The sequence below is a fragment of the Streptosporangium sp. NPDC006930 genome (genome assembly GCF_040635605.1).
Classification (GTDB): domain Bacteria; phylum Actinomycetota; class Actinomycetes; order Streptosporangiales; family Streptosporangiaceae; genus Streptosporangium.
In genome coordinates this window covers 150,050-171,980 of sequence record NZ_JBEYID010000005.1, presented here as the reverse complement: position 1 = coordinate 171,980, position 21,931 = coordinate 150,050, and the positions used below count along the sequence as shown (strand labels likewise).

At 72.9% G+C, this 21,931-nt stretch carries 5 protein-coding genes; all 5 read right to left on the bottom strand.

What is annotated here, in order from left to right:
- Window positions 1–209: 209 nt before the first annotated feature.
- The 5 genes from ABZ664_RS11535 to ABZ664_RS11515 all read right to left on the bottom strand — a co-directional run bounded on the left by ABZ664_RS11535 (window position 210) and on the right by ABZ664_RS11515 (window position 21,904).
- The gene (locus ABZ664_RS11535) at window positions 210–419 is read right to left on the bottom strand and encodes an MbtH family NRPS accessory protein (RefSeq protein WP_362506740.1); all 210 of its coding nucleotides are present in this window, start codon (window positions 417–419) and stop codon (window positions 210–212) included.
- Complete coding sequence (locus ABZ664_RS11530; protein WP_362506737.1) at window positions 416–6,088, bottom strand: SDR family NAD(P)-dependent oxidoreductase; 5,673 nt, start codon at window positions 6,086–6,088, stop codon at window positions 416–418. Before ABZ664_RS11530 ends, ABZ664_RS11535 begins: the two co-directional genes overlap by 4 nt.
- A 202-nt stretch (window positions 6,089–6,290) precedes the next feature.
- Window positions 6,291–11,528: an amino acid adenylation domain-containing protein gene (locus ABZ664_RS11525; RefSeq protein ID WP_362506734.1), complete on the bottom strand. Its 5,238-nt coding sequence runs from the start codon at window positions 11,526–11,528 to the stop codon at window positions 6,291–6,293.
- A 309-nt stretch (window positions 11,529–11,837) separates the two neighbouring features.
- Window positions 11,838–15,011: an amino acid adenylation domain-containing protein gene (locus tag ABZ664_RS11520; protein ID WP_362506731.1), complete on the bottom strand. Its 3,174-nt coding sequence runs from the start codon at window positions 15,009–15,011 to the stop codon at window positions 11,838–11,840.
- Window positions 15,008–21,904: an amino acid adenylation domain-containing protein gene (locus ABZ664_RS11515; protein WP_362506728.1), complete on the bottom strand. Its 6,897-nt coding sequence runs from the start codon at window positions 21,902–21,904 to the stop codon at window positions 15,008–15,010. The genes ABZ664_RS11520 and ABZ664_RS11515 overlap by 4 nt, the downstream gene beginning before the upstream one ends.
- Window positions 21,905–21,931: the final 27 nt, after the last annotated feature.

Here is a 21,931-nt window from a genome sequence, read left to right as displayed (position 1 = left end):
CAGTGGGGCGCGAGGGCCGATGCCCGGACCACCGGGGGAAGCGCGACATCCGAGATGCGCGCCGACCGGTGCGGATCGACCGGTCGGCGCCTCGTCGGTATGAGCACGCCGATGTCGTGGACGGCGGGCTCGGGTTCGAAGCGGGCGAGAAACCACGTTCGTTCCCGCCCGGAACCCGGAGGAGGACGGGAAGACGTCCCCCTATTCGGTCATTCCGCCTCTCCCGCGCTCATCGCCTCGCGCAGGCTGCGCGGACGCATGTCGGTCCAGACCTGCTCGATGTGGGCCAGGCACTCGTCCTTGGTGCCGGTGAAGCCCGCGTCGTGCCAGCCGTCCGGATTGTCGCGGCCCGAGGGCCAGATGGAGTACTGCTCCTCGTCGTTGAGGACGACCTTGGTGTCGGGAAGGGTTTCGGTCACTGCTGCTCACTCCTGCGGGGGAGGCGGGGGATCGTGGACTGGGTGGACTGGTTCGCGGCCGGGGTGGTCTCCGCCGCCGGCGTGGTGGCACGGGCCTGCTCGATCAGCGAGGTGACCCCGGCCACCGTGGGCTCCTCGAAGAGGCTGCGCATCGGCAGCCGCACCCCCAGCTCCTTGCGGATGAGGGCGATGAGCTGCACGGCGATCAGCGAGTTGCCGCCGAGCTCGAAGAAGTCGTCGTCGACGCCGATGCGCTCGCCGCCGAGCACCTCGCTCCACAGCCGGGCGATGGCGGCCTCGACGTCACCGCGCGGCGCCACGTAGTCGTCGGTCGCCGCGCCGGTACGGGGACGGTCCGACACGGCGGCCGGGTCCAGCTCCGTCTCGACCGTCTCCTGGGTGACCGACCCGACACCGGCCAGGTAGGCGGCCACCGGGGTCGCGGCGATCACCACCTGCGCGCCGAGCGGGGTGGTGAGCAGCCGGTGGAACGCCTCGGCGCCCTCGGCGGGACGGATGCCGACCGCGTCGGGGCCTCCGGCGGCCGTCGTGACCTGGCCGCCGGAGTCGGGGGCGGTGACAGCGCCGGCGACGGTGCCGGAGACGGTACCGGCCCGCTGGGCTCCGGCGTCGGCCGTCACCCCGGCCACCACGGCGTCGGTGTTGATGCGGCGCAGCACGTAGTCGGAGATCTCGGTGACGATCGTGCCTTCGGAGTCGATGAGCGTCACGTCGACCGCGAGCACCTCGTCGGTGCCGCTGTCGCGGAAGCGCATGTGGCTCCAGAACCTGCCGGGCAGCCGGTCCCTGACGGTGATGCGGCCGTAGCCGAGCGGCAGGTAGTGGCCGACGACGTCGACCCAGGTGAAGGAGGTGGCGCTGTCGAGCAGTGCCGGGTGCAGGCCCCAGCCCTCCAGGTCCTCGGACAGCTCCTCGGGCAGATCGAACAGTCCCAGGGCCTCGTTCTGGCCGATGTACCACTTCTGCATGTGACCCCAGTGGGGGCCGAGCGTGAGCAGCCCGGACAGCGGCACCCCGCCCTGCTCGTCGGACGCGAGGGTGCAGCGGTCGACGATCGCCGCCACGTCGGCGTGCCCGGTGGACCCGGCGTCGACCTTGGCCGCGGTGCCGCGCGCGTGGGTGCGCTGTTCGCCGCCGATGACGCTGCGCACCTGGAAGTCCGCGCCGTCCGTCTCGGTGCTGAACGTCACGCGTATCTCGGCGGAGGCACCGTCGGCCACCGAGAGCGGTTCGACGAACACCACGTCGCGCAACTCGATGGCGCCGGTGCCGGGCAGCACCACCTCTCCGGCGCAGCGGGCCAGCTCCAGGTGACCGGTGCCGGGCAGCACCGGCACCCCGGAGATGCGGTGCCCGTCGAGCGCCCAGTGGGTGTCGGGGGAGAGGCTGCCCCCGGCCCAGCCGAGACCTTCGCCGTCGGCCTCGTGCCAGGCGGACAGCACCGGGTGGTCCACGGCCCTGATCCGGTCGCCGCGCTGCAGCGCCACGAACCCGGCGGGTGCGGCGACCTCGGCCGCCATGCCGACCTCAAGCCACTTGCCCCAGTTGGCGGAGACGACCGTGGCCGCGCCCCAGCCGTGCTCGCCCCTGGCGTGCGCGTCGAGGAAGTTGTTGGCCGCGCAGTAGTCGACCTGGCCGAATCCGCCCGCGACCGCGGTGATCGACGAGCAGAGCACGACGGCCTCCAGGTCGAGGCCACCGAAGGCCTCGCGCAGCGCGAGCGTGCCGACCACCTTGGGCGCGAGCACCTCCTCCGCGGCGGCCCGCTCCTTGATCTCGGCCATGCCGCCGCCGGGCAGTCCCGCGGCGTGCACGATCACGTCCACCCGGCCGAACCCGGCGATCGTCTCCTCCCTCACCCTGCGCATGTCGGCGGGGGAGGTGACGTCGGCGGCGAGCACCAGGACCTCGGCCCCCGCCTCCTCCATCCTGCGGATCGCGGCGATCGCCCGGCCCGCGCGGCCGGTCTCGTGCGCGTCCCACTCAGCCCTGTCGGGCAGACCGGTCCTGGACAGCAGGACCAGCCGTACCCGGGCCCGCGCGGCGAGGTCCTCGGCGAGCGAGACGCCGATGCCGCCCAGGCCGCCGGTGATCAGGTAGACCTGTCCGTCCCGAGGGCTCGACTGCCCGCCGACCGCCTCGGCCGTCTCCGGTGAGGACGTCCCGGCCGCGGGCACCTCCAGCTGCTCGTAGTGCTGCAGCCAGCGGCGGCCGCCCCTGATGCTCACGGTGGGCAGCAGTCCCGCCTCGTCCGGTTCCGGCCTCCTGCCCAGTTCCGCGGCGGCGTGCCTGATCCAGTCGCGTCCCTCGACGTCGACGTGGCGCACCCGCAGCCACGGCGTCTCCAGCGGCACCACCCGGGGGAACCCGGCGAGGGTCGCGTGCTCGGGGCGGAGCAGGTCGCCGCCGGTGACGTCCTGCGCCCCCGAGGTGAGCAGGGTCAGCTCCACCCCGCCGGTGGAGTCGGCCGGCTGGGCCGAGGTCAGCGCCTGCACCAGCGCGAGCACACTGAAGAAGCCGCGGTCCTGAGCCCGCCAGGTCCCCTCGGTGCCGGCGGCCGGCTCGTCGCCGACGGTCCACGCGTGGACCACCCGCCCCGGCACCTCGCCCACGGCCGCCAGCAGCGCGTCGTAGTCGGCGCGCTCGGAGGGACGGACGGTGTAGACGCCGTCGGGGCGCTCCGCGGAGAACCCGTCGCCCGGCCGCACCTCGACCACCTCGGCCCCCGTCGCGCGCAGCGCGTCCACCAGCCCGGCCGAGCCGTCGTCGGCGAAGACCAGGGTGCGGGTGACCGGCGACAAAGGCGCCGGCCTCGGCGGGACCTGCCGCCACACCGGCACGCTGAACCAGCGGTCCAGCGGCAGGTCCTCCTCGACCTGCGCGTGGTTGGCCACGCCGCCGACGAACGCCCCGTGCGGGTCGGGGTCGATCCAGGCGCGCCGGCGCTCCCAGGGGTAGGTCGGCAGCGAGACCCGGTGCCCCTCCTCGCCGAAAGCCTCCAGCGCGACACCGTTCACCCACAGGGTGCCGTACGCGGCCGACAGCACGCCCACGTCGCCACCGGCGTCCTTGGGGCCGGGCAGGGAGGGCAGCGGCGCGACCGCGCCCGGCGGGGTCTGCGCCCTGGCGAGCCCCGCCAGCTGCTTGCCGGGGCCGCACTCGATCATGATCCAGTCGCCCTCGGCGAGCAGAGCCGTCACGCAGTCGCCGAACAGCACCGGCTCGCGCATGTGCCGGGCCCAGTACGACGGGTCCGTCGCCTCGGCCGCGGTGATCCAGGTGCCGGTCACGTTCGACAGGAACGGCAGGCTCGGCGCCGACCGCTCGACACCGGCGACCAGCGCGCGGAACTCACCCAGGATCGGGTCCATCATCGAGGAGTGGAAGGCGTGCGAGGTACGCAGCTCCATCCGGCCGATGCCCTCCTCCTCCAGCATGTCCGCCAGCTCGGCGATCGAGGCACCGGGACCGGCGACCACACACGTCCCGGGGCCGTTGACGGTCGCCACCGACACGTCGTCGGGCAGCAGCGGCCCGATCTCATCCGGCGCGAGCTGCACGGCGAGCATCGCTCCGGCGGGCAAGCTCTGCACCAGGCGTCCCCTCGCGGCCACCAGCCGCAACGCGTCCGGCAGGCTGAAGACCCCGGCCACGGTCGCCGCGACGTACTCGCCGATGCTGTGGCCGATCATCCCGGCGGGCTCGACACCCAGCGAGCGCCAGAGCGCTGCCAGGGCGTACTCCACGGTGAACAGCGCGGGCTGGGTCAGCGCCGTCTGCCGCAGCCGCTCGCCCGCCTCCTCGCCGGTGGCGAAGATCAGCTCGCGCAGGTCCTCGCCCAGCACGGGCCGCAGGATCTCGGCGCACTCGTCGACCGCGTCCCTGAAGACCTCCTCGGTGCGGTACAGCTCGGCGCCCATGCCCGCGTACTGCGATCCCTGCCCCGAGAACAGGAACGCCATGCTCGGGGTGCGCCGGGAGGCGGCACCGGAGATCGTCCGCTTGGGGTCGCGGAGCGCGGCGATCGCGTCGGCGACGTCGGAGGCGACCACCGCGCTCCTGCGCGACAGTTCCCTGCGCCCCACCCGCAGGGTGTGGGCGACGTCGGCCAGGTCGATGCCGGGGTGGGCCTCCAGGTGCGCGGCGAGGCGCTCGGCGGCGGCGGCGAGCGCGGTGTCGGTCCTGCCCGACAGCCGCAGCAGGTGCGCCGGGCGGGGGTCGCGCTCCTCGCGTGCCGGTGCCGGAGCCTCCTCCAGCACGATGTGCGCGTTGGTGCCGCCGATGCCGAACGAGCTGACGCCCGCGCGCCGGGGGAAGCCGTTGCGCTCCCACTTGGTGGGCGTCCCCGTCACGTAGAACGGGCTCCGGGGGAAGTCGATCTTCGGATTGGGGCTCTCGTAGTGCAGCGTGGGCGGGATCAGACCGTTCTCCAGGGCGAGCACCGCCTTGATGATGCTCGCGATGCCCGCCGACTGGCCCAGGTGTCCGATGTTGCTCTTGACCGAGCCGATGCCGCACCACTGGGTGTCGTCGGTGTCCTGGCCGAACACGCTGCTCAGCGCCGCGACCTCGATCGGGTCGCCCAGCGCGGTGCCCGTGCCGTGCGCCTCGACGTAGGTGACCGTGCGCGGGTCGACCCCGCCCACCCCGAGCGCCTGGGCGATCACCGCGGCCTGGCCGTCCATGCTGGGCGCGGAGAACCCGACCTTGCCCGCGCCGTCGTTGTTGATCGCGTTGCCCAGGATGACGGCCCGGACGTTGTCGCCGTCCTCGATCGCCTCGGACAGCCGCTTCAGCACGATCACACCGCCGCCGCTGCCCCAGATCGTGCCGGCCGCCTTGGCGTCGAAGGCCCGGCAGTGGCCGTCGGGGGAGACGATGCCGTCCTCGTCGTACACATATCCCTGGCCCTGCGGCAGGTCGAGCATCGCGCTGCCCGCCAGGGCCATGTCGCACTCGCCGTTGCGCAGGGCCTCGGCGGCGACGTGGATCGCGACCAGCGAGGTCGAGCACGCGGTGTGCAGGGTGTAGCTCGGGCCGCGCAGGTCCAGTTTGTACGACGACAGCGTGGCGCAGTAGTCGACGTGGTTGCCGACCATGACGGCGAGCCAGCCCGCGTTCGCGTGGGCCTGCGCGTTGCTCCTGATATTGATCCACTGGTAGAAGTCCGAGCCGGAACCGGCGTAGACGCCGATCTCGCCCGGATACCTGAACGGGTCGTAGCCCGCGTCCTCCAAGGCCGTGTGCGACAGTTCGAGGAAGAGCCGGTGCTGCGGGTCCCGGATCTCCGCCTCCCTGATCGACATGCCGAAGAACGCGGCGTCGAACCCCTGGTGGTCGTCGAGCATCATCGCGGCCGGTACGAAGTCGGGGTCGTCGAGAACGTGGTCGGGCACGCCGAGCGCGCGCTGTTCCTCGCGGGTGAAGTGCGTCAGCGACTCGACGCCGTCGGCGAGGTTGCGCCAGAACTGCCTGGCGTCCCCGGCTCCGGGCACCCGGCACGAAAGGCCGATGATCGCGATCGGTTCGACGGTGGGCTCCTCGGCCATGCGGGGGTCCCTTTCTTCCTTGCCGGCCGCGGTCGGCTCCGGCGCGGGGGGTTGGACGGGCATCAACTCGGTCTCCGGCGGGGTGGCCGGTTCGGTCACCGGCTCGACGGTCTGCCGGGGCGCCGGTCGGGTCAGCGGGTGGGTTCGTGGATCGGTTCGCGGTGCGGGACGTCGTGCGGCCGTCGGTCGGGGCGCCGCCCCGGTCGCGGGAGGGGGTGGGGGATGGGGGCCGGTCCGGCCGCGAAGGGCCGGAGGGGGCGGACGTCGGTTCGGGGTCGGATGCGGGGGAATCGTGCGGTTGTCAGCTCGGCTTCCTTGAGCGGTCCTTGAGGCGGTCTCGCCGCACGGCGAGCCGCCGTGCGGCGCGGTCGAGGCCGGCGGTGGGGCCTCCACCGTCGAGGTGCGCCGCGAGGGCGCGGATGGTCGGGTGGCGGAACAGGTCCACGATCGGGATCTCCCTGCCGAGGGCCCTGCCCAGGCGGGCCTGGACGGCGGCGATCGCGAGCGAGTGGCCGCCGATCTCGAAGAAGTTGTCGGCCGCCCCCACCCGAGGCACGCCGAGCACGGCCCGCCACACCTCGGCCACGGCCCGCTCGGTCGGGCCGGACACCTCCCCGCCGGCCTCGCCTCCCGGCCGGGACACGGGGCGGCGCAGCGCGGCGCGGTCGACCTTGCCGTTGGGGGTGAGCGGGAGCGCGGGAACCACGAACACCTCGGCGGGCACCGCGTGCTCGGGCAGCACCGCGCGCAGGTGGTCGAGCAATCTCGGCGGGGCCGGACCCGGCCTGCGCGGCACCGCGTAGGCGTGCAGCACCGTCTCGCGCCGCTCGTCCCGGTCGGCCACCGCGACGGCGGCGCGGACCTCGGGGTGGGCCGACAGCGCCGCCTCCACCTCGCCCAGCTCCACCCGGAAGCCGCGGATCTTCACCTGGTCGTCGCGCCGTCCGGCGATCGTCACCGTCCCGTCGGGGTTGAGGCGGCCGAGGTCGCCGGTGGCGAAGGCGTCACCGGTGAAGCGGAGCCGGGTGAGTTCGGCGTCGAGATAGCCGTTCGCCAGGTTGGTGCTGCGCACGACCACCTCGCCCAGCTCACCCACCCCGGCCCGGCCGCCGTGCTCGGCGGTCACGACCAGCTCGCTGCCCTCGATGCCGCGTCCGGCGGGGACGGGTTCGGCGCTCTCGCGCACCCCGGAGGGGATCTCGTACCAGGCGTGGGCCTGCGGGGTCTCGGTGGTGCCGTAGAAGGCCACCAGCCGGGCGGCGGGGACGAGACGGCGCAGCCGCGCGGCGTCGGCGTGGGTGAGCCGGTCGCCGCCGGTCGCCACCAGCCGCACCCCGGGCAGCATCGCGCCGGTCCCGCAGAGCATCCTGGCCAGCTGCGGGGTCAGGTGCACCACGGTGACGCGGTGTTCGCGCAGCCACGCGACCAGCCGGACGGGGTCACGGAGCAGTTCCCCCTCCGGCACGCACAGCCGGGCGCCGGTGGCGAGCGGCACGAACACGTCGCGCAGCGCGGGGTCGTGCGCCAGGCCCGACAGCAGGGCGAAGCGATCGGCGGGGGTCACCGCGAAGGTCGCCGCGTACCAGGCGACGAAGTGGGCGAGCGGTCCCTCACCGGTCACCACCGGCTTGGGATCGCCGGTGGTCCCCGAGGTGAGCGAGAGGTAGCCCCGCTCGGGGTGCGGCGCGGTTTCCGGCGGCGAGGTCTGCGGGAGCGCGATCTCCGGCAGACCCGCCAGAGGGGGCGCGCCCGGACAGCGCACTGTCGCCACGGCGCCGGCGGCGGCGGCCTGGCGGGCCAGCACCGGAGCCGGGTGCGCCGGGTCGAGGATCACCCAGCGGGCCCCGGTGGCCAGCACCCCCAGCAGCAGCCCGGGAAGCTCGGGGACCCGCGCGGCGAGCACCGCGACCGCCTGGCCGGGTTCCACCCCGGCCGCGCGCAGCGCCGCGGTCGTACGGTGGCGCAGCGCGGTGAGCTCCGCGTGTCCCAGGATCCGCCCCGCTCCCTCCACCACGACGTCGCCGTGCAGGGTGTCCAGCGGCCCGGGACCGTCCCAGACCGGCAGCGCGGCGGCCGGTTTCCCCGGGGTGAGCCGGGCCTCGCGTGTCGCCTGTCCCGGGTCGGCGAGCAGGTCGCCCAGCAGGTGCGCGTAACCGGCCAGCAGGGCGTCCATCCTGGCGGCGGAGAACAGGTCGGGGTTGTAGACGAGCTGCAGGGCGTATCCGTCGCCGCGCTCGCTGACGTACATCGTCAGGTCGAACAGCGCGCCCGGCAGCCCGGCGGGCAGCGGCTCGGTCACGCACCCGGGCAGGTCCAGCTTGGCCTCGGCGAAGTTGTACATGTTGAACAGCACCTGCGTCACCGGGTTGCGTCCCAGGTCGCGCGGGACGCGCAGCGCCTCCACGACGCGCTCCAGCGGTACGTCGCCGTGGGAGACGACCTCGGCGAGCTCGTCGCGGCAGCGTCTCACGTGCTCCTCGAACGAGACCTCGGGGTCCTGACGCAGCCGTAGCGGCAGCATCCGCACGCACATGCCGATCAGCGACTCGAACGCGACGTGCCCCCGGTCGGCGTACGGGGTGCCGACGAGCAGGTCCCGCTGCCCGGACAGCCTGGAGAGCAGCTGCGCGAAAGCGGCGAGCAGCACCGGGTACGGGGTGACCCCCAGCCGGACCGCGAGCCTCCTGACGCGGTCTCCGGTCTCGTTGTCAATCTCCGCTGTCCGGAGCGCTCCAAAAAAAGTCTGGACGGGAGGGCGCGGGGTGTCCCTGGGCAGGTCGAGCACCATCGGGGCGTCCTTCAGGTGCTCACGCCACCAGTCGACCCCGTCGCCGTCCGACCGCTCCCTCGCCCAGCGCGCGTAGTCGGCGAAGGACGCGCCCGCCGGCCCTCGGAGGTCACCGCGGTAGGCGGCGCTCAGGTCCCGGTAGAAGACGTCCTGGGACCAGCCGTCGAAGACGATGTGATGCGCGGTCACCGCGAGCACGTGGTCGTCCTCGGCCAGCCGGATCAGCCTGGCCCGCAGCAGCGGGTCGCGCGCCAGGTCGAACCGCGTCCGCGCCTCCGTTTCCAGAACCGTCTCCAGGGCTTTTTCCAGAGCCGTCTTCGGCGCGGCCCCCGGAGCCGTCTTCGGCGTGGTCTCCGGAACCGCCTCCGGCGCGGTCTCCGAAGCCGGTTTCGAGGTGTTTTTCTGAGTCGTCTCGGGATGGGCGAGCGCCGAGAGGTCGTCGAGCGGGAGCGGCACCCCGCCTGGCGGGACGACCGACACGTGGGGCACGCCGTCACGGGAGGTGATCCGCCAGCGCAGCGTCTCGTGCCTCGCCACCACCGACTCCAGGGCGCTGCGCAGCGCGCCGTGGTCCAGCGGGCCGCGTACGCGCTCGGCCATCGCGATGTTGTGGGCGGGGGTGTCGGGGGCGAGCCGCTCCACGAACCACATGCGTCGTTGCGCGGGCGACAGCGTGGGGGGCGCGGGGATCGCCGAGCTCGCCGAAGTCTTCGCCGGCGGGGTCTCTCCCGCCGGCTCCCGCGAGGGGGCGTTCTCGACGCCGGACAAGAGGGTGTTCTCGACGTCGGAGAAGGGGGCGTTCTCGACGCCGGACGAGAGGGCGCCGTAGGTGCGGGCCGTGTAGACGTCCTCGACCGAGACGTCCCTGCCGAGTTCCGCCCTGATGGCCGACACCAGGCGCATCGCCCGCAACGAGTGCCCGCCGCGCTCGAAGAAGTCGTCGTCGGGGCCGGGGGGAGGCGCGTCGAGCACCCGCGCCCAGATCCCCGCCAGCCCCGAGAGCCCGGCCGCGCCGCCGGTCGTACCCCCGGCAGTGTCCCCAGCAGTGTCCCCAGCCGCGTCCCCAGTCGTGTCCCCGTCCCCGTCCCCGCCCCGGTCGCCGGTCGTGTTCCGGGAGGCGCCCGGGGATTCCCCGGCGAGGTCGCGCAGGGCGGCGAGGTCGACCTTGCCCGAGGAGTTCAGCGGCAGGACGGGTACGTGCACCACGCGGGTGGGCAGCATGTAGATCGGCAGCCGTCCCGCGCAGTGCACCCGCAGGGCCGCGAGCCCGGGAGCGTCCAGTGGCGCGACGTAGGCGACCAGCTCGCCGGGGGCGTCGACCACCGCCTGCGTCACCTCGGGGTGCGCCCGCACCACCGACTCGACCTCGCCGATCTCGACCCGCTGTCCCTGGATCTTCACCTGCCGGTCCAGCCGTCCCATGAAGGCGATCCGGCCGTCCTCCTGCCAGGCGACGTGGTCGCCGGTGCGGTAGAGCCGCGCGCCGGGCGCGGACTCGAAGGGGTCGGGTACGAACCTCTCGGCCGTCATGCCGGGCAGGCCCAGGTAGCCGCGGCTCACCTGAGGCCCGCCGATGTACAGCTCGCCGGGGACGCCGACGGGACACTCGCGCATGTCCTCGTCCAGGACGTGCGCCCGGCAGCCGCGCAGGGGGTACCCGATCGGCAGCGAACGCTCCCAGGTCCCCGACAGCTCGGTGCCGACCACGCAGACGGTCGTCTCCGTGGGGCCGTACCAGTTGTGGAAACGGGTGTGCGCCGACCAGCGGGCCACCTGCTCGGGGCCCGGCGGCTCTCCGGCCGTGATCAGGTCGCGCAGGTGCGGCAGCCGGGCCGGGTCGACCAGCGGCAGCAGCGCGGGCGGGATGAACCCCCAGGTGACGTCGTGCGCCTCCAGGAACCGTTGCAGCCGGGCCGGGTCGGTCCTGTCCTCGTCCGGCACCAGCTGCACGCAGCCGCCCACGGTGAGCGGCGCGAGCATGTCGAGCACCGAGACGTCGAAGCCGAGCGCGGAGAACGCGATCGACCGGCATGTGTCGTCCAGGCCGAAGTGGGCCGTCGCGGCGGAGGCGAACGCGACCGCGGAGGCGTGGCTCACCACCACGCCCTTGGGCCGTCCGGTCGATCCGGACGTGTACAGGACGTAGGCGGCGTTCCCCGGCAGCGCCGGGCCGCCGACGCTCTCGCCGCCACCTCCCGGACCCGTTACGGCCGGGGGCCCTGAGGTGATTGCGGAAGTAATTTCGGACACGGCCGCGGCGCCCGTCTCCGGCTCGACCAGGGGGCGCCCGCATCCGTCCAGCATCGCGCGGCCGTGGTCGTCGGCCACGACGACCGCGATGCCCGCGTCGTCGAGGACCTCGTCGAGTCGCCGGCGTGGATGCGCGGGGTCGAGGGGGACGTACGCGCCGCCCGCCATCATGATGCCGAGGGCGGCGACGGTCATCAGCGGTGTGCGCCTGGCGCAGAGCCCGACCCGATCCTCAGGGCCCACCCCGAGGGCACGTAACCGCAGCGCGAGCGTGGTGGCGGCGTCGACCAGGTCGCGGTAGGTGAGGTCGGCGTCCCACTGGCGGATCGCCGGCGCGGAGGGCGTCCGCGCCGCCTGGGCGGCGATCAGGTCGCACAGCAGCGCGTCCGGGGCGAGGTGGGGTGGCCCGGTCGTCCAGGCGACGGGGGCGGGAGCCGGTGAGGTGAATGACGGACCGTGCAAAGAGGCGGACGACGAGTCCCCCCGCATCGCTTCGAGCATCCACCCCCCATAGCCCCAAACAGGGTTTTTGCCCTGCCAAGTATTCACGAGCAATAAGCCAGGTCATTCCTATTATTGGTGTCATCGGACAGTCAAGGATTGAAAGTTAAACGTGTGGCGTAATGCCGGTTTCGGCCGTACGGGAAGATCTTCGATCGTCGTGACGCTCCGGGATCGCCGCAGTTCGTGGCGATCCGGTGAACGGAAGGTGACTTACCGCTTCCGTGCGTCGTGAAGCGTCTCACTCCGTGGACACCGGCCGTGGCCGGAGGCTACCAAGAGCAAGTGTCCTAAATACCTATTTCGGTCCTAGTTCACCGCACCGTCATTTTGGTCGTACCCCTCGGCGATCCGCTCGGCCTCCTCGTCCGTGAGCCGGTCGATCTCGGTGGCCAGGCACTCCTCGACCACCAGCGCGAGCCCGCGGACCGAGCGCGTGGTGAACAGGGCGTTGAGCGGCAGGTCGACGCCCACCGTCGAGCAGATCCTGGCGACGACCTTGGTACCGAGCAGCGAGTGCCCGCCGACGTCGAAGAAGTCGTCGTCGATCCCGATGCCGCTCCTGCCCAGCACCTCGCACCAGATCTCGTGCACCAGCTCCTCGCTCGCCGTGACCGGTCTCGTGGGTGCCGCCGGGACCTCCTCGGAGACGGGGGAGGGCAGCGAGGCGCGGTCGAGCTTGCCGTTGGGCAGCTTCGGGAAATCCCGTACCGGCACGAAGAGGCTCGGCACCATCGTGGCGGGCAGCCGCGTCGCCAGGAACGCCCTGAGCTCCCCGGCCGTCGCCTCCGCACTCCCCCCGGCGTCCGCGGGCGTGCCCGCGCTCGTCTCGGCGTCCGCGCCCATGTCCAGGTACGCGACCAGCGCCCGGCCGCCGGGGGCGTCGTCCCTGACCGCGGCGACCGCCCGGCGCACCCCCGGGTAGGCCGTCAGCGCCGCCTCCACCTCGCCCAGCTCGATCCGCACCCCCCGCACCTTCACCTGGTCGTCCGCGCGTCCAAGGAACTCCAGGGTGCCGTCGGGCAGCCGCCGTACGAGGTCACCCGTCCGGTAGAGACGCCCGCCCCGGCCGAACGGGTCGGGGACGAACCGCTCGGCGGTCAGCCCCGGCCGCCCCCGGTAGCCGCGGGCGACCCCGTCGCCGCCCAGGAACAGCTCCCCCACGACACCGGAGGGCACCGGCTCCATCGCCTCGTCCAGCACGTACGCGGTGGTGCCCGCGACCGGCATGCCGATCGACATCGACTCCGCGCCCTTGGGCACCCGGTGCGCGAACGACCAGATCGTCGTCTCCGTCGGCCCGTAGAGGTTCCACAGCTCGTCGGCGACCCGGTGGATCCGCCCGGCGAGCGACACCGGGAGCGGCTCCCCGCCGCTGAACACGCGAGGCAGCCCCGTGGGCAGCCGTTCCAGGATCTCCTCCAGCACCGACGGCGGCGCCTGCACCGTCGTCACCCCCGCCTCCGTCACCAGCTCGCCCAGCCGGCCCGTGCCGTACGGGGGAGCGAGGACCACCGCACCGCCCGCCGTGAGCGGACCGAAGATCTCCAGCGCCGCGATGTCGAACGACAGCGAGGTGAGCAGCAGCATCCGCTCCCGCTCGGTGAACCCCAGGGCGGTGACCAGGTTCACCACCCCGCGATGCGGCACCACCACCCCCTTGGGCACCCCCGTCGACCCCGAGGTGTAGATCACGTAGGCGGGCGAGTCCGGGGAGACGGGGTCGGGGACGAACTCGGACGTTCCGCCTGAGGGCATCGCGTCGAGCAGGATCGCCGGGGGATGGTTGGACGGCAGCCGCTCCACCAGCGTCGCGCGGGTCAGCAGCAGACGGGTCCCCGAGTCGGCCAGCATGAGCCCCAGCCGCTCCTTCGGATACTCCGGGTCCAGCGGCACGTAGCAGCCGCCGGTCTTCAGCACCGCGAGCAGCGCCACGATCAGCTCGGCGCTCCTCGGCAGGCACACCGCGACCGGGCTCTCCGCCCCCACCCCGCGCTCGCGCAGCCGCCGGGCCAGCGCGTTCGCCCGCTCCTCAAGCCGCCCGTAGGTGAGCGTCCCCTCCGAGGAGACGACCGCGGGGGCGTCCGGCGTCAGCCGCGCCCGCTCGGTGATCAGCTCGTGCAGGCAGCGCTGCGGGTAGGAGGCCTCGGGGCCGTGCCAGGAGGACAGCAGCCGGGCGCGCTCCGCCCCGTCCAGCAGCGGCAGCCGGGAGATCGGCAGCCCCGGGTCCTCGACGGCCGCGCCGAGCAACGTCAGGTACGCCGACACCAGGCGGCGGATCGTGTCCTCGTCGAACAGGTCCGTGCTGTACTCGACCCAGCCCTCCAGCCTGCCGTCCGGATTGTGGAGCTCCATGGTGAGATCGGCCTTGGAGGTGCCGTTGCCGTACCGGCCGCGCCCGTCCACCGCGATCTGGTTGAACCCCACCTGGAACAGCGGCGTCCTGCCGGGGTCGCGGGGCGGGCTCACCGCCTCCACGAGCTTCGCGAACGGCACGTTCTGGTGGTCGAACGCCTCGAGCACGGTCGTGCGGACCCGGTCCAGCGCCTCGTCGAACGCGGGGTCGCCGCCCAGGTCGGTACGGAGCGGCAGCGTGTTGACGAACATGCCGATCAGCGCGTCCAGCTCAGGCAGCTCCCGCCCGGCGACGGGGGAGCCCACCACGACGTCACCGCGCCCGCTCCAGCGCGCCAGCAGCACCGAGAACGCGGTGAGCAGCACCGTGAACGGCGTGGTGTTCCGCCCTCTCGCCAGCGCGCCCACCCGCTCGGTGAGCTCCTCCGGCACCGCGAAGTCCAGCACCGAGCCGGTGTATCTCATCTCCGCGGGGCGCGGCCGGTCGGACGGCAACTCCAGCGGTACGCTGCCGCGCAGCCGCTCCCGCCAGTAGGCCAGGTCGTCGTCCAGCTCGCCGCCGCCCAGCCGGTCGCGCTGCCAGACCGCGTAGTCGGCGTACTGGATCGCCAGCTCGGGCAGCTTGGGGTCGCGGTCCTCGCGCAGCGCCTGGTAGACCTCCACCAGCTCCCGCCACAGGATGGTCGACGACCAGGCGTCGAAGATCGTGTGGTGCAGGACGAGCAGCAGCCGACACTCCTCGCCGCCCATCGTCACCAGCCGCACCCGCCAGAGCGGGGCCTCGTCCAGCCGGAACGGCGCGCGCGCCTCCGCCGCCGCGACCCGCTCGAACTCCTCGGCCGCCTCCCGTGGGGGCAATCCGGAAAGGTCGGTCCTGGCCACCGAGACCGGCACCCGGTCCGCGATCGTCTGCACGACCTGCTCGTCGCGCAGCTCGAACGACGTCCGCATCGACTCGTGCCTGTTCGCGAGCACCGTCAGAGCCCGCTCCAGGAGATCGGGGTCCACCGGCCGCAGGTCGGTCGCCTCCAGGCGGACGGGGATGTTGTACACGGCCAGGTCCGGCAGGAGCTCGTGCAGGAACCAGATCCGCTCCTGGGCGAACGAGGCGGGAAAGACGTCTGTCACACCTTCTCCTTGAGACACTCACGAAGCTGTTCCGCGATCACGGGCAGGGCGGCGGTCTCGCCCAGGGTGGCCAGCCAGTGCCACTGTTCCAGGGCGTGGCAGAGCCGGTAGAACGCGAGGCGCTCCGGCCAGTCGTCGGGTAGGTCGCCGTACCCCTCAAGCAGGTACCGCCGCCGCTCCGCGTCACCCCTGACCGCGAAGTAGTCGGTCCGCGCCAGGTCCATCAGCGGATCGCCGCCCAGCGCGTTCTCCATGTCGATGACCCCCGTCATCCGTAGCGGGCTACCGGGGCCTTCGGTCTCGGCGACCATGACGTTGCGCTCGTGGAAGTCGTTGTGGCACAGCACGGGCGCGTCGCAGCGCGCCAGCAGGTGGCGGTCGCGCCGGACGTGGGCGCTCAGCTCCGCGTGCAGCTCGGGATCCCCGCCGAACTCGACGAACTGCGCGAGCCTCAGGTCCAGCTGCCCGCCCACGTACGCCTCGTTGGAGCTCTCCTGCGGCCCGTCGATCGGCCCGAACCTCTGCACCCGCACCCCGTGCACCGCCCGCAGCGTCCGGCCCATCTCCCGGTACAGGCCCGCGACCTCCTCGGCGGAGAGCCCGCCGGAGACCTCCGACAGCGGGCGGCCCGGCACTTTCGTCATCACCGCGTACGCGTGCGGCAGGTCGCGTCGCGAGACGTCCCAGTGGACCATCTCGGGACAGGAGGCGCCGCTGCCGCGCAGCAGCTCGTAGACGTGCACCTCCTTGTGCAGCCGGGCCGTCAGCACATTCGGGTAGATCTTCACGATGAGGTCGCGGTCGGCGCACCTGACCTCGTACACCGCGCTGATCTCCCCGCCGGTCCGCAGCACGACCTCCCTCACCTCCGCGTCCGGGTACGGGGTGCGCAGCAGCACCTGTGCGCGTTCCGGCGACAGCGGCATCGTGATCGCCTTGGCGAACGCGGGGGCGGTCCAGGCCACGCTCACCCGGTTGCCCGCCCGCTCCCGCAGGATCTGGGCGCCGACCAGGTCGTCCGCCGGGGCGTCCGGCATCTCGTCGTCGAACGTCGACAGCACCCGCGTACGCATCGAGATCAGCACGTGCACCGCGATGCCCAGACCCAGCACGATGTACATGAGCGCCACGCCACGGCCGGGCCCGACGCCGATCACCGAGCCGACCGTCGGAGCGAGCGCGCCGCCGGGCACCAGCAGCGGGTTGAGCAGCCGCTCGCCCAGCGGTGCGACCACCGCCATGCCGATCGGCAGCGTCGACCACGACACCATCTGGTTGAGCGACTGCACGCGGCCGTGGAAACGCTGGGGCACCTTCGTGTGGATGATCGTCAGGAAGGTGCCGTTCACGATGGACAGACAGCCCCACAGGCCGAACGCCCCGATGCCCACCACCCACGCCGAGGGCCGCAACCCGGTGATCACCGCGAAGACCGAGAGCCCCAGCGTCGCCAGCATCACCCCGCGCATCCGCCGACGCTTCGGCCCGCCCCACAGCGCGATCACCATGCCGCCCAGCGCCCCGCCCAGGCCGCCGACGAAGGAGATCTGCCCGGCGACGGTCAGCGTCGAGAACGACAGCACCAGCGGGGTTATCGAGAGCAGCAGCGCCGCGAGCATCACGTTGAGCGAGGCGAAGTAGATCATCGCCGCCCGCAGGTGGCGGTTGCCGATCGACATCCGCAACCCCTGCGCGATCTCCTTCGAGAGCGGTTCCCTGGGCGAGTGCGCCATCGTGTCGGGGAAGCGGATCAGCAGCAGGGCGCCCAGCACGAGGAAGAAGCTCGCCACGTCGACGACGAGGATGCCGCCCAGGCCGATGCTGGAGAGCAGCGCGACGGCCAGCAGCGGCGCCGCGAACTGCGCGGTGCCGATCACCATCTGCACCACCCCGGCCGCGTGCCCCATGTACTCCTTGGGGACGAGCTGGGGGAGCGCGGTGGTGAAGCCGAGCCGCTGGAAGATCAGCGCGATCGAGAGGCACGCGGTGAGCGGGTAGATGTGCCAGATCTCCAGCGTGCCCGTCCAGAACAGGGCGCCCAGGACGAGCTGGGTGCCCCCGGCCATGCAGTTGCCGAGGATCATCATCGAGCGACGGCTCGACCGGTCCACGATCGCCCCCGCGAGCGGCGCGATCACCACCCCCGGCATGATCGACAACGCCACGAACAGGGCGAAGTCCACCAGTGACCCGGTGGTCAGGTAGATCCACACCGGGATCGCGAAGTCGGTGACCGCGGTGCCCACCATCGACACCAGCTGGAACCCCGCGACCACCATGAACCGCCGCAGACTCGGCGGCGGCGCCTTCATCCGCGTTCCGGCCCGCGCCGTGGTCCCGTCCGTTCTCTCCCGCGCGGCCGGTTTCTCTCGAGCGGCCGGTCTCTTCCGCGCGGCCGCTCTCTCCCGTGCGGCGGGTCGCTCGGGAGCGGATGCCTCCTTGGGAGCGGTGGTCTCCTCCTCCGCAGCGGACGCTTTCTCGGGCGCGGTGGCCTCCTCCTCCGGGGCGGGGGAGAGGACGGAGACCTCCTCGACCCACCAGCCGGCCCCGGGACCCCGCGAGGGCCGGTCGAGCGTGCCGGCCGCGCCGTACCCCATCGCGATGTGGGTGTTGGTGAGGATCTCCGACAGCTCCGCAGCACGATATTTCAGGAAATAGTGGCCTGCCTCGTCCAGGATCACGAGCGCCGTGGTGTCACTCAGGAAGTGCCACTCCCGATAACGCTCCTGGTAGTAGTCGGTCGTCGGGTCCTGCTCGCCCACCACCGAGATCACCGGTGCCCGCAGCCGCTCCACCCGCTCGGCCAGCACCCGCGTGAAGATCTCCTCCGCGATGAGGGTGTCACGCCGCTGGTTGCGCACCATGAAGCGGATCTGCTCGTCGTCGAGCCCCGAGATGTCGGTGCCCATCGACCTCATCCGGTTCTCGTACACCCGGTCGCCGCGCAACCGGTCGTAGCGCGTCAACCGCGCCAGCGGCCCCGCGATCCTGCCCCTGGGCCTGGCGAACGGGAAGATCGCCCCGATGTACACCGCCTCCAGCGCGCGGCCCCGCTCCTCCAGCCGCCGCGCCACCTCCACCACGAGCGCGCCGCCGATGCCGCAGTGCCCGTACAGGGCGAGGGGACCCTCGATGTTCTCCAGGATCTCGGTCACGCACAGGTCCGCGACCTCGTCGATCGGCCGGGTCTCCTCGTCGGGCAACCCGGGGTCGTGACCGGGGAAGGCGAGCGCGTGCAGCGAGCACCCGTCGGGAAGCGCGTCGGCGAGCGGCTGGAAGATCAGCGGACTGCCTCCGCCGTACGGTATGCACACGTACGTCATCAGCGCGGGTCCCGGCCTGGTCAGCTCGTACAGCAGGCTGCGCGGCCCCGCGGGGCCCGCGGGCCGCTCCACCAGGGCCGCCAGCTCGCGCACCGTCGGATGCTTGAACAGGTCCATCACCCCGACCGCGCGCCCACCGACCACCGGCAGCGCCTTGCGCATCCGCGCCACCGCCTGGATCGCGACGAGCGAGTGACCGCCCAGTTCGAAGAAGTCACCGTCGGCGCCGACCGACTCCACTTCGAGCAGTTCACGCCAGATGTCGGCGATCGCCCGCTCCACCGGCGTCCGCGGCTCGGCACCCGGTCCCGCCGCCTCGGCACCCCGGCGCTCCGGCGCGGGCAGCGCTCCGCGATCCAGCTTGCCGTTCGGGCTCAGCGGCAGCGCGTCCAGCACCACGAACGCCGAAGGCACCATGTGCTCGGGCAGCGTCACCTTCAACGCCCGCCGCAGCTCCGCCCCGTCCAGCCCGGTCCCATCCGGGGCCGTCCCGCCCCGCGCCGTCCCGCTCGTCGCTGTCCCGTTCGGCGCTGTTCCGCTCGTCGCCGTCCCGTCTGCCGCCGCCCCGTTCGGCCCCGTCCCCGCCGGACCGTCCCCGGCCGTGCCCGCCGTCACGACGGCGGGCACCACGTACGCGACCAGCCGCCTGTCGCCCGGCGCGCCGTCCTCCCGCACCGTCACCACCGCCTCGCGTACCCCGGCGAGCCCGCGCAGCACCGTCTCGATCTCGCCCAGCTCGATCCGCTGCCCGCGGATCTTCACCTGGTGGTCGATCCGCCCCAGGAACTCGATCGCGCCGTCGCGGCGGAGCCGCACGAGGTCACCCGTCCGGTACAGGCGTGCCCCCGCCGTCCCGAACGGGTCGGGCACGAACCGCTCAGCCGTCAGGCCGGGCCGGGCGTGATAGCCCATCGCCACCTGCGTCCCGCCGATGTGCAGCTCACCGGGAACCCCGAAGGGCACCGGCCGCAGGTGGCGGTCCAGCACGTACAGCGAGGTGTTCTGCACCGGGTGCCCGATCGGCACCGTCGCGTCACCCGGGCGGCACCGCCACAGGCTCACGTCGATCGCCGCCTCCGTCGGCCCGTACAGGTTGTACAGCCCCGTCCCCGGCAGCCGCGCGAAGAAGCGTTCGGCCACGTGCGCCGTCAGCTCCTCGCCGCTGCACACCACCCTGCGTAGCGACCCGCACGCCTCGACTCCCTCCTCCTCCAGGAACGCCGCCAGCATCGAGGGGACGAAATGCGCCGTCGTCACCCCACGGTCCACGATCAGGTCCCGCAGGTACGCCGCGTCCCTGTGCCCGCCGGGACGGGCCAGCACCAGCCGCGCGCCCGTCACCAGCGGCCAGAAGAACTCCCACACCGACACGTCGAAACCCGCCGGGGTCTTCTGCACCACCGCGTCGTCGCCGGTCAGCCCGTAGACGCTCTGCATCCAGCCCAGCCGGTTGCGGATGCCCCCGTGCGTGTTGGGCACCCCCTTGGGTCGTCCCGTCGACCCCGAGGTGTAGATCATGTACGCCGCGTCGGCCGACGTCGCCGACGGCTCCACGGGCGTGTCCGGCTCGTCCAGCGGATCGTCCAGGACGACCGTCGTCATCCCGCCGTCCCGGGGCATCCTCGCGGCCTCCGCATCCGCGAGGGTGTCCACCGAGCCGACGGGAAGCGCGCCTCCCGGATCCTCGGGGAGCACGTCGAGCACCGCCCGTTGCGCGAGCAGCACCGGCACCGCCGCGTCGGCCAGCATGAACGCCAGCCGCTCCGGCGGATACTCCGGATCCAGCGGCACGTACGCCCCCCCGGCCTTCACCACCCCCAGCAGCGCCACCACCAGCTCGACCGACCGCTCCGCGCACACCGCCACCAGCGAGCCGGGCCCCACCCCCAGCCCGCGCAGCCGGTGCGCGAGCCGGTTGGCCCGCCCCTCCAGCTGCGCGTACGTCAGGCGTTCGTCCTCGAACTCCAGCGCCACCGTCCCCGGCGTCCTGGCCACCTGCGCCTCGAACATCCCGCCCAGCGTCGCCCCGTCCGGGTACGGCTCCCCGGGACCCGCCGCGCACGCCAGCACCCGGTCCCGCTCCTCGGCGGGAAGGACGTTCAGCTCCGAGATCCGCGCCGCCGGAGTGGCCACCACCGCTCCCAGCAGTGCCTCCAGCTGCGCGGCCATCCCCTCGATCGTGGCCGCGTCGAACAGGTCGCGGTTGTAGACGAAGAGCCCGCCCATCCCGTCCGGCTGCTCGCTCAGGAACAGCTCCAGGTCGAAACGCGTCGCTCTCGCCTCGAAGTCGAACGGCTCCACCGACAACCCCGGCCAGCGCGTCCCCTCCCTGCGCCCGTAACTCTGCAGCGCGAACACCGCCTGGAACACCGGCGACCTGCTCACGTCCCGCTCGATGCCCAGCTCCCCGACCAACTGCTCGAACGGCAGCTCCTGGTGCTCGTACGCCTCCGTCGTGGTCCGCCTGACCCTCTCGAGCAACTCCAGGAACCCCGGGTCGCCCGACAGGTCCGCGCGCATCGCGAGCACGTTCACGAACATGCCGATCACGCTCTCCAGCTCCCGCCGGGGGCGCCCGCCCACCGGGGAACCGATCGCGAAGTCGTCCTGGCGCGCGTACCGGCCGAGCAGCACCTGGTAGGCCGCGAGCAGAACCATGTACAGGGTCGCGCCGGACTCCCGTGCCAGCCGCGTCAGCCCCTCCATCAGTTCCGGTCGCAGCGTGAAACCGTGCGAGGCCCCCGCGAACGTCTGCTCGCCACGCCGCCGCCCGTCCAGGGGAAGCTCCAGCGGCACCACCCCGGCGAGCCGCGAGCGCCAGTAGGCCAGGGCGGCCTCGGAGACCGGCCGTTCCCGCTGCCACAGCGCGTAGTCGCCGTACTGCAACGGCGGCTCGGGAAGCTCCGTCCCCGCGTAGCTGGCCCCCAGCTCCTCGGCGAGGATGTCGGTGGACCAGCCGTCACCGCAGATGTGGTGCAGCGCCACCAGCAGCACGTGATTCTCGGCGCCCGCGGTGTCCTCCGCGGTCCCGCCTTCTCTCGTCTCCCCGGCTTTCGCCGCGTCCGGGGGGTCGGCGTTCCCGCCGCCCACCCGTACCAGCAGCGTCCGCAGCAGCGGCCCCCGCGCCAGGTCGAACGGCAGCGCGGCCGCGTCGCTCACCAGCCGTATCGCGGACCGTTCGCCGTCGGCCTCGGCCCTCTCCAGCGGGACCTCGACCCGCTCCTCCACCACCGCGGTCGGGCGCCCGTCCTCGTCGGGGGGAAAACGCGTCCGCAGGCTCTCGTGCCTGGCGACCACCGCCGCGATCGCCCGCTCCAGCGCCGCGACGTCCAGCGGCCCCGTCAACCGCAACGTCATCGGGATCGTGTACGCGGCGGTGCCGGGGGCGAACTGGTCCATGAACCACAGCCGCTCCTGCCCGAAGGACAGCGGCGCCCCTCGCCCCGGGGGGCGGCGGGGGATCGTGAACACCGGATCCGGTGCGCGACGGCGCAGCCGTTTCTCCAGTAGTGCTCGCTTGGCGTCGGAAAGCTGGGTGCTGCTCAGGGATTGGCCAGGCGAGGGCGTCAACGTGGCTCACTTTCGGGGGGTGGGGCT

Bases quoted from the DNA above. Each gene is read 5' to 3' on its own strand.
- ABZ664_RS11525 (WP_362506734.1), bottom strand. From the start codon at position 11,528: ATGCTCGAAGCGATGCGGGGGGACTCGTCGTCCGCCTCTTTGCACGGT.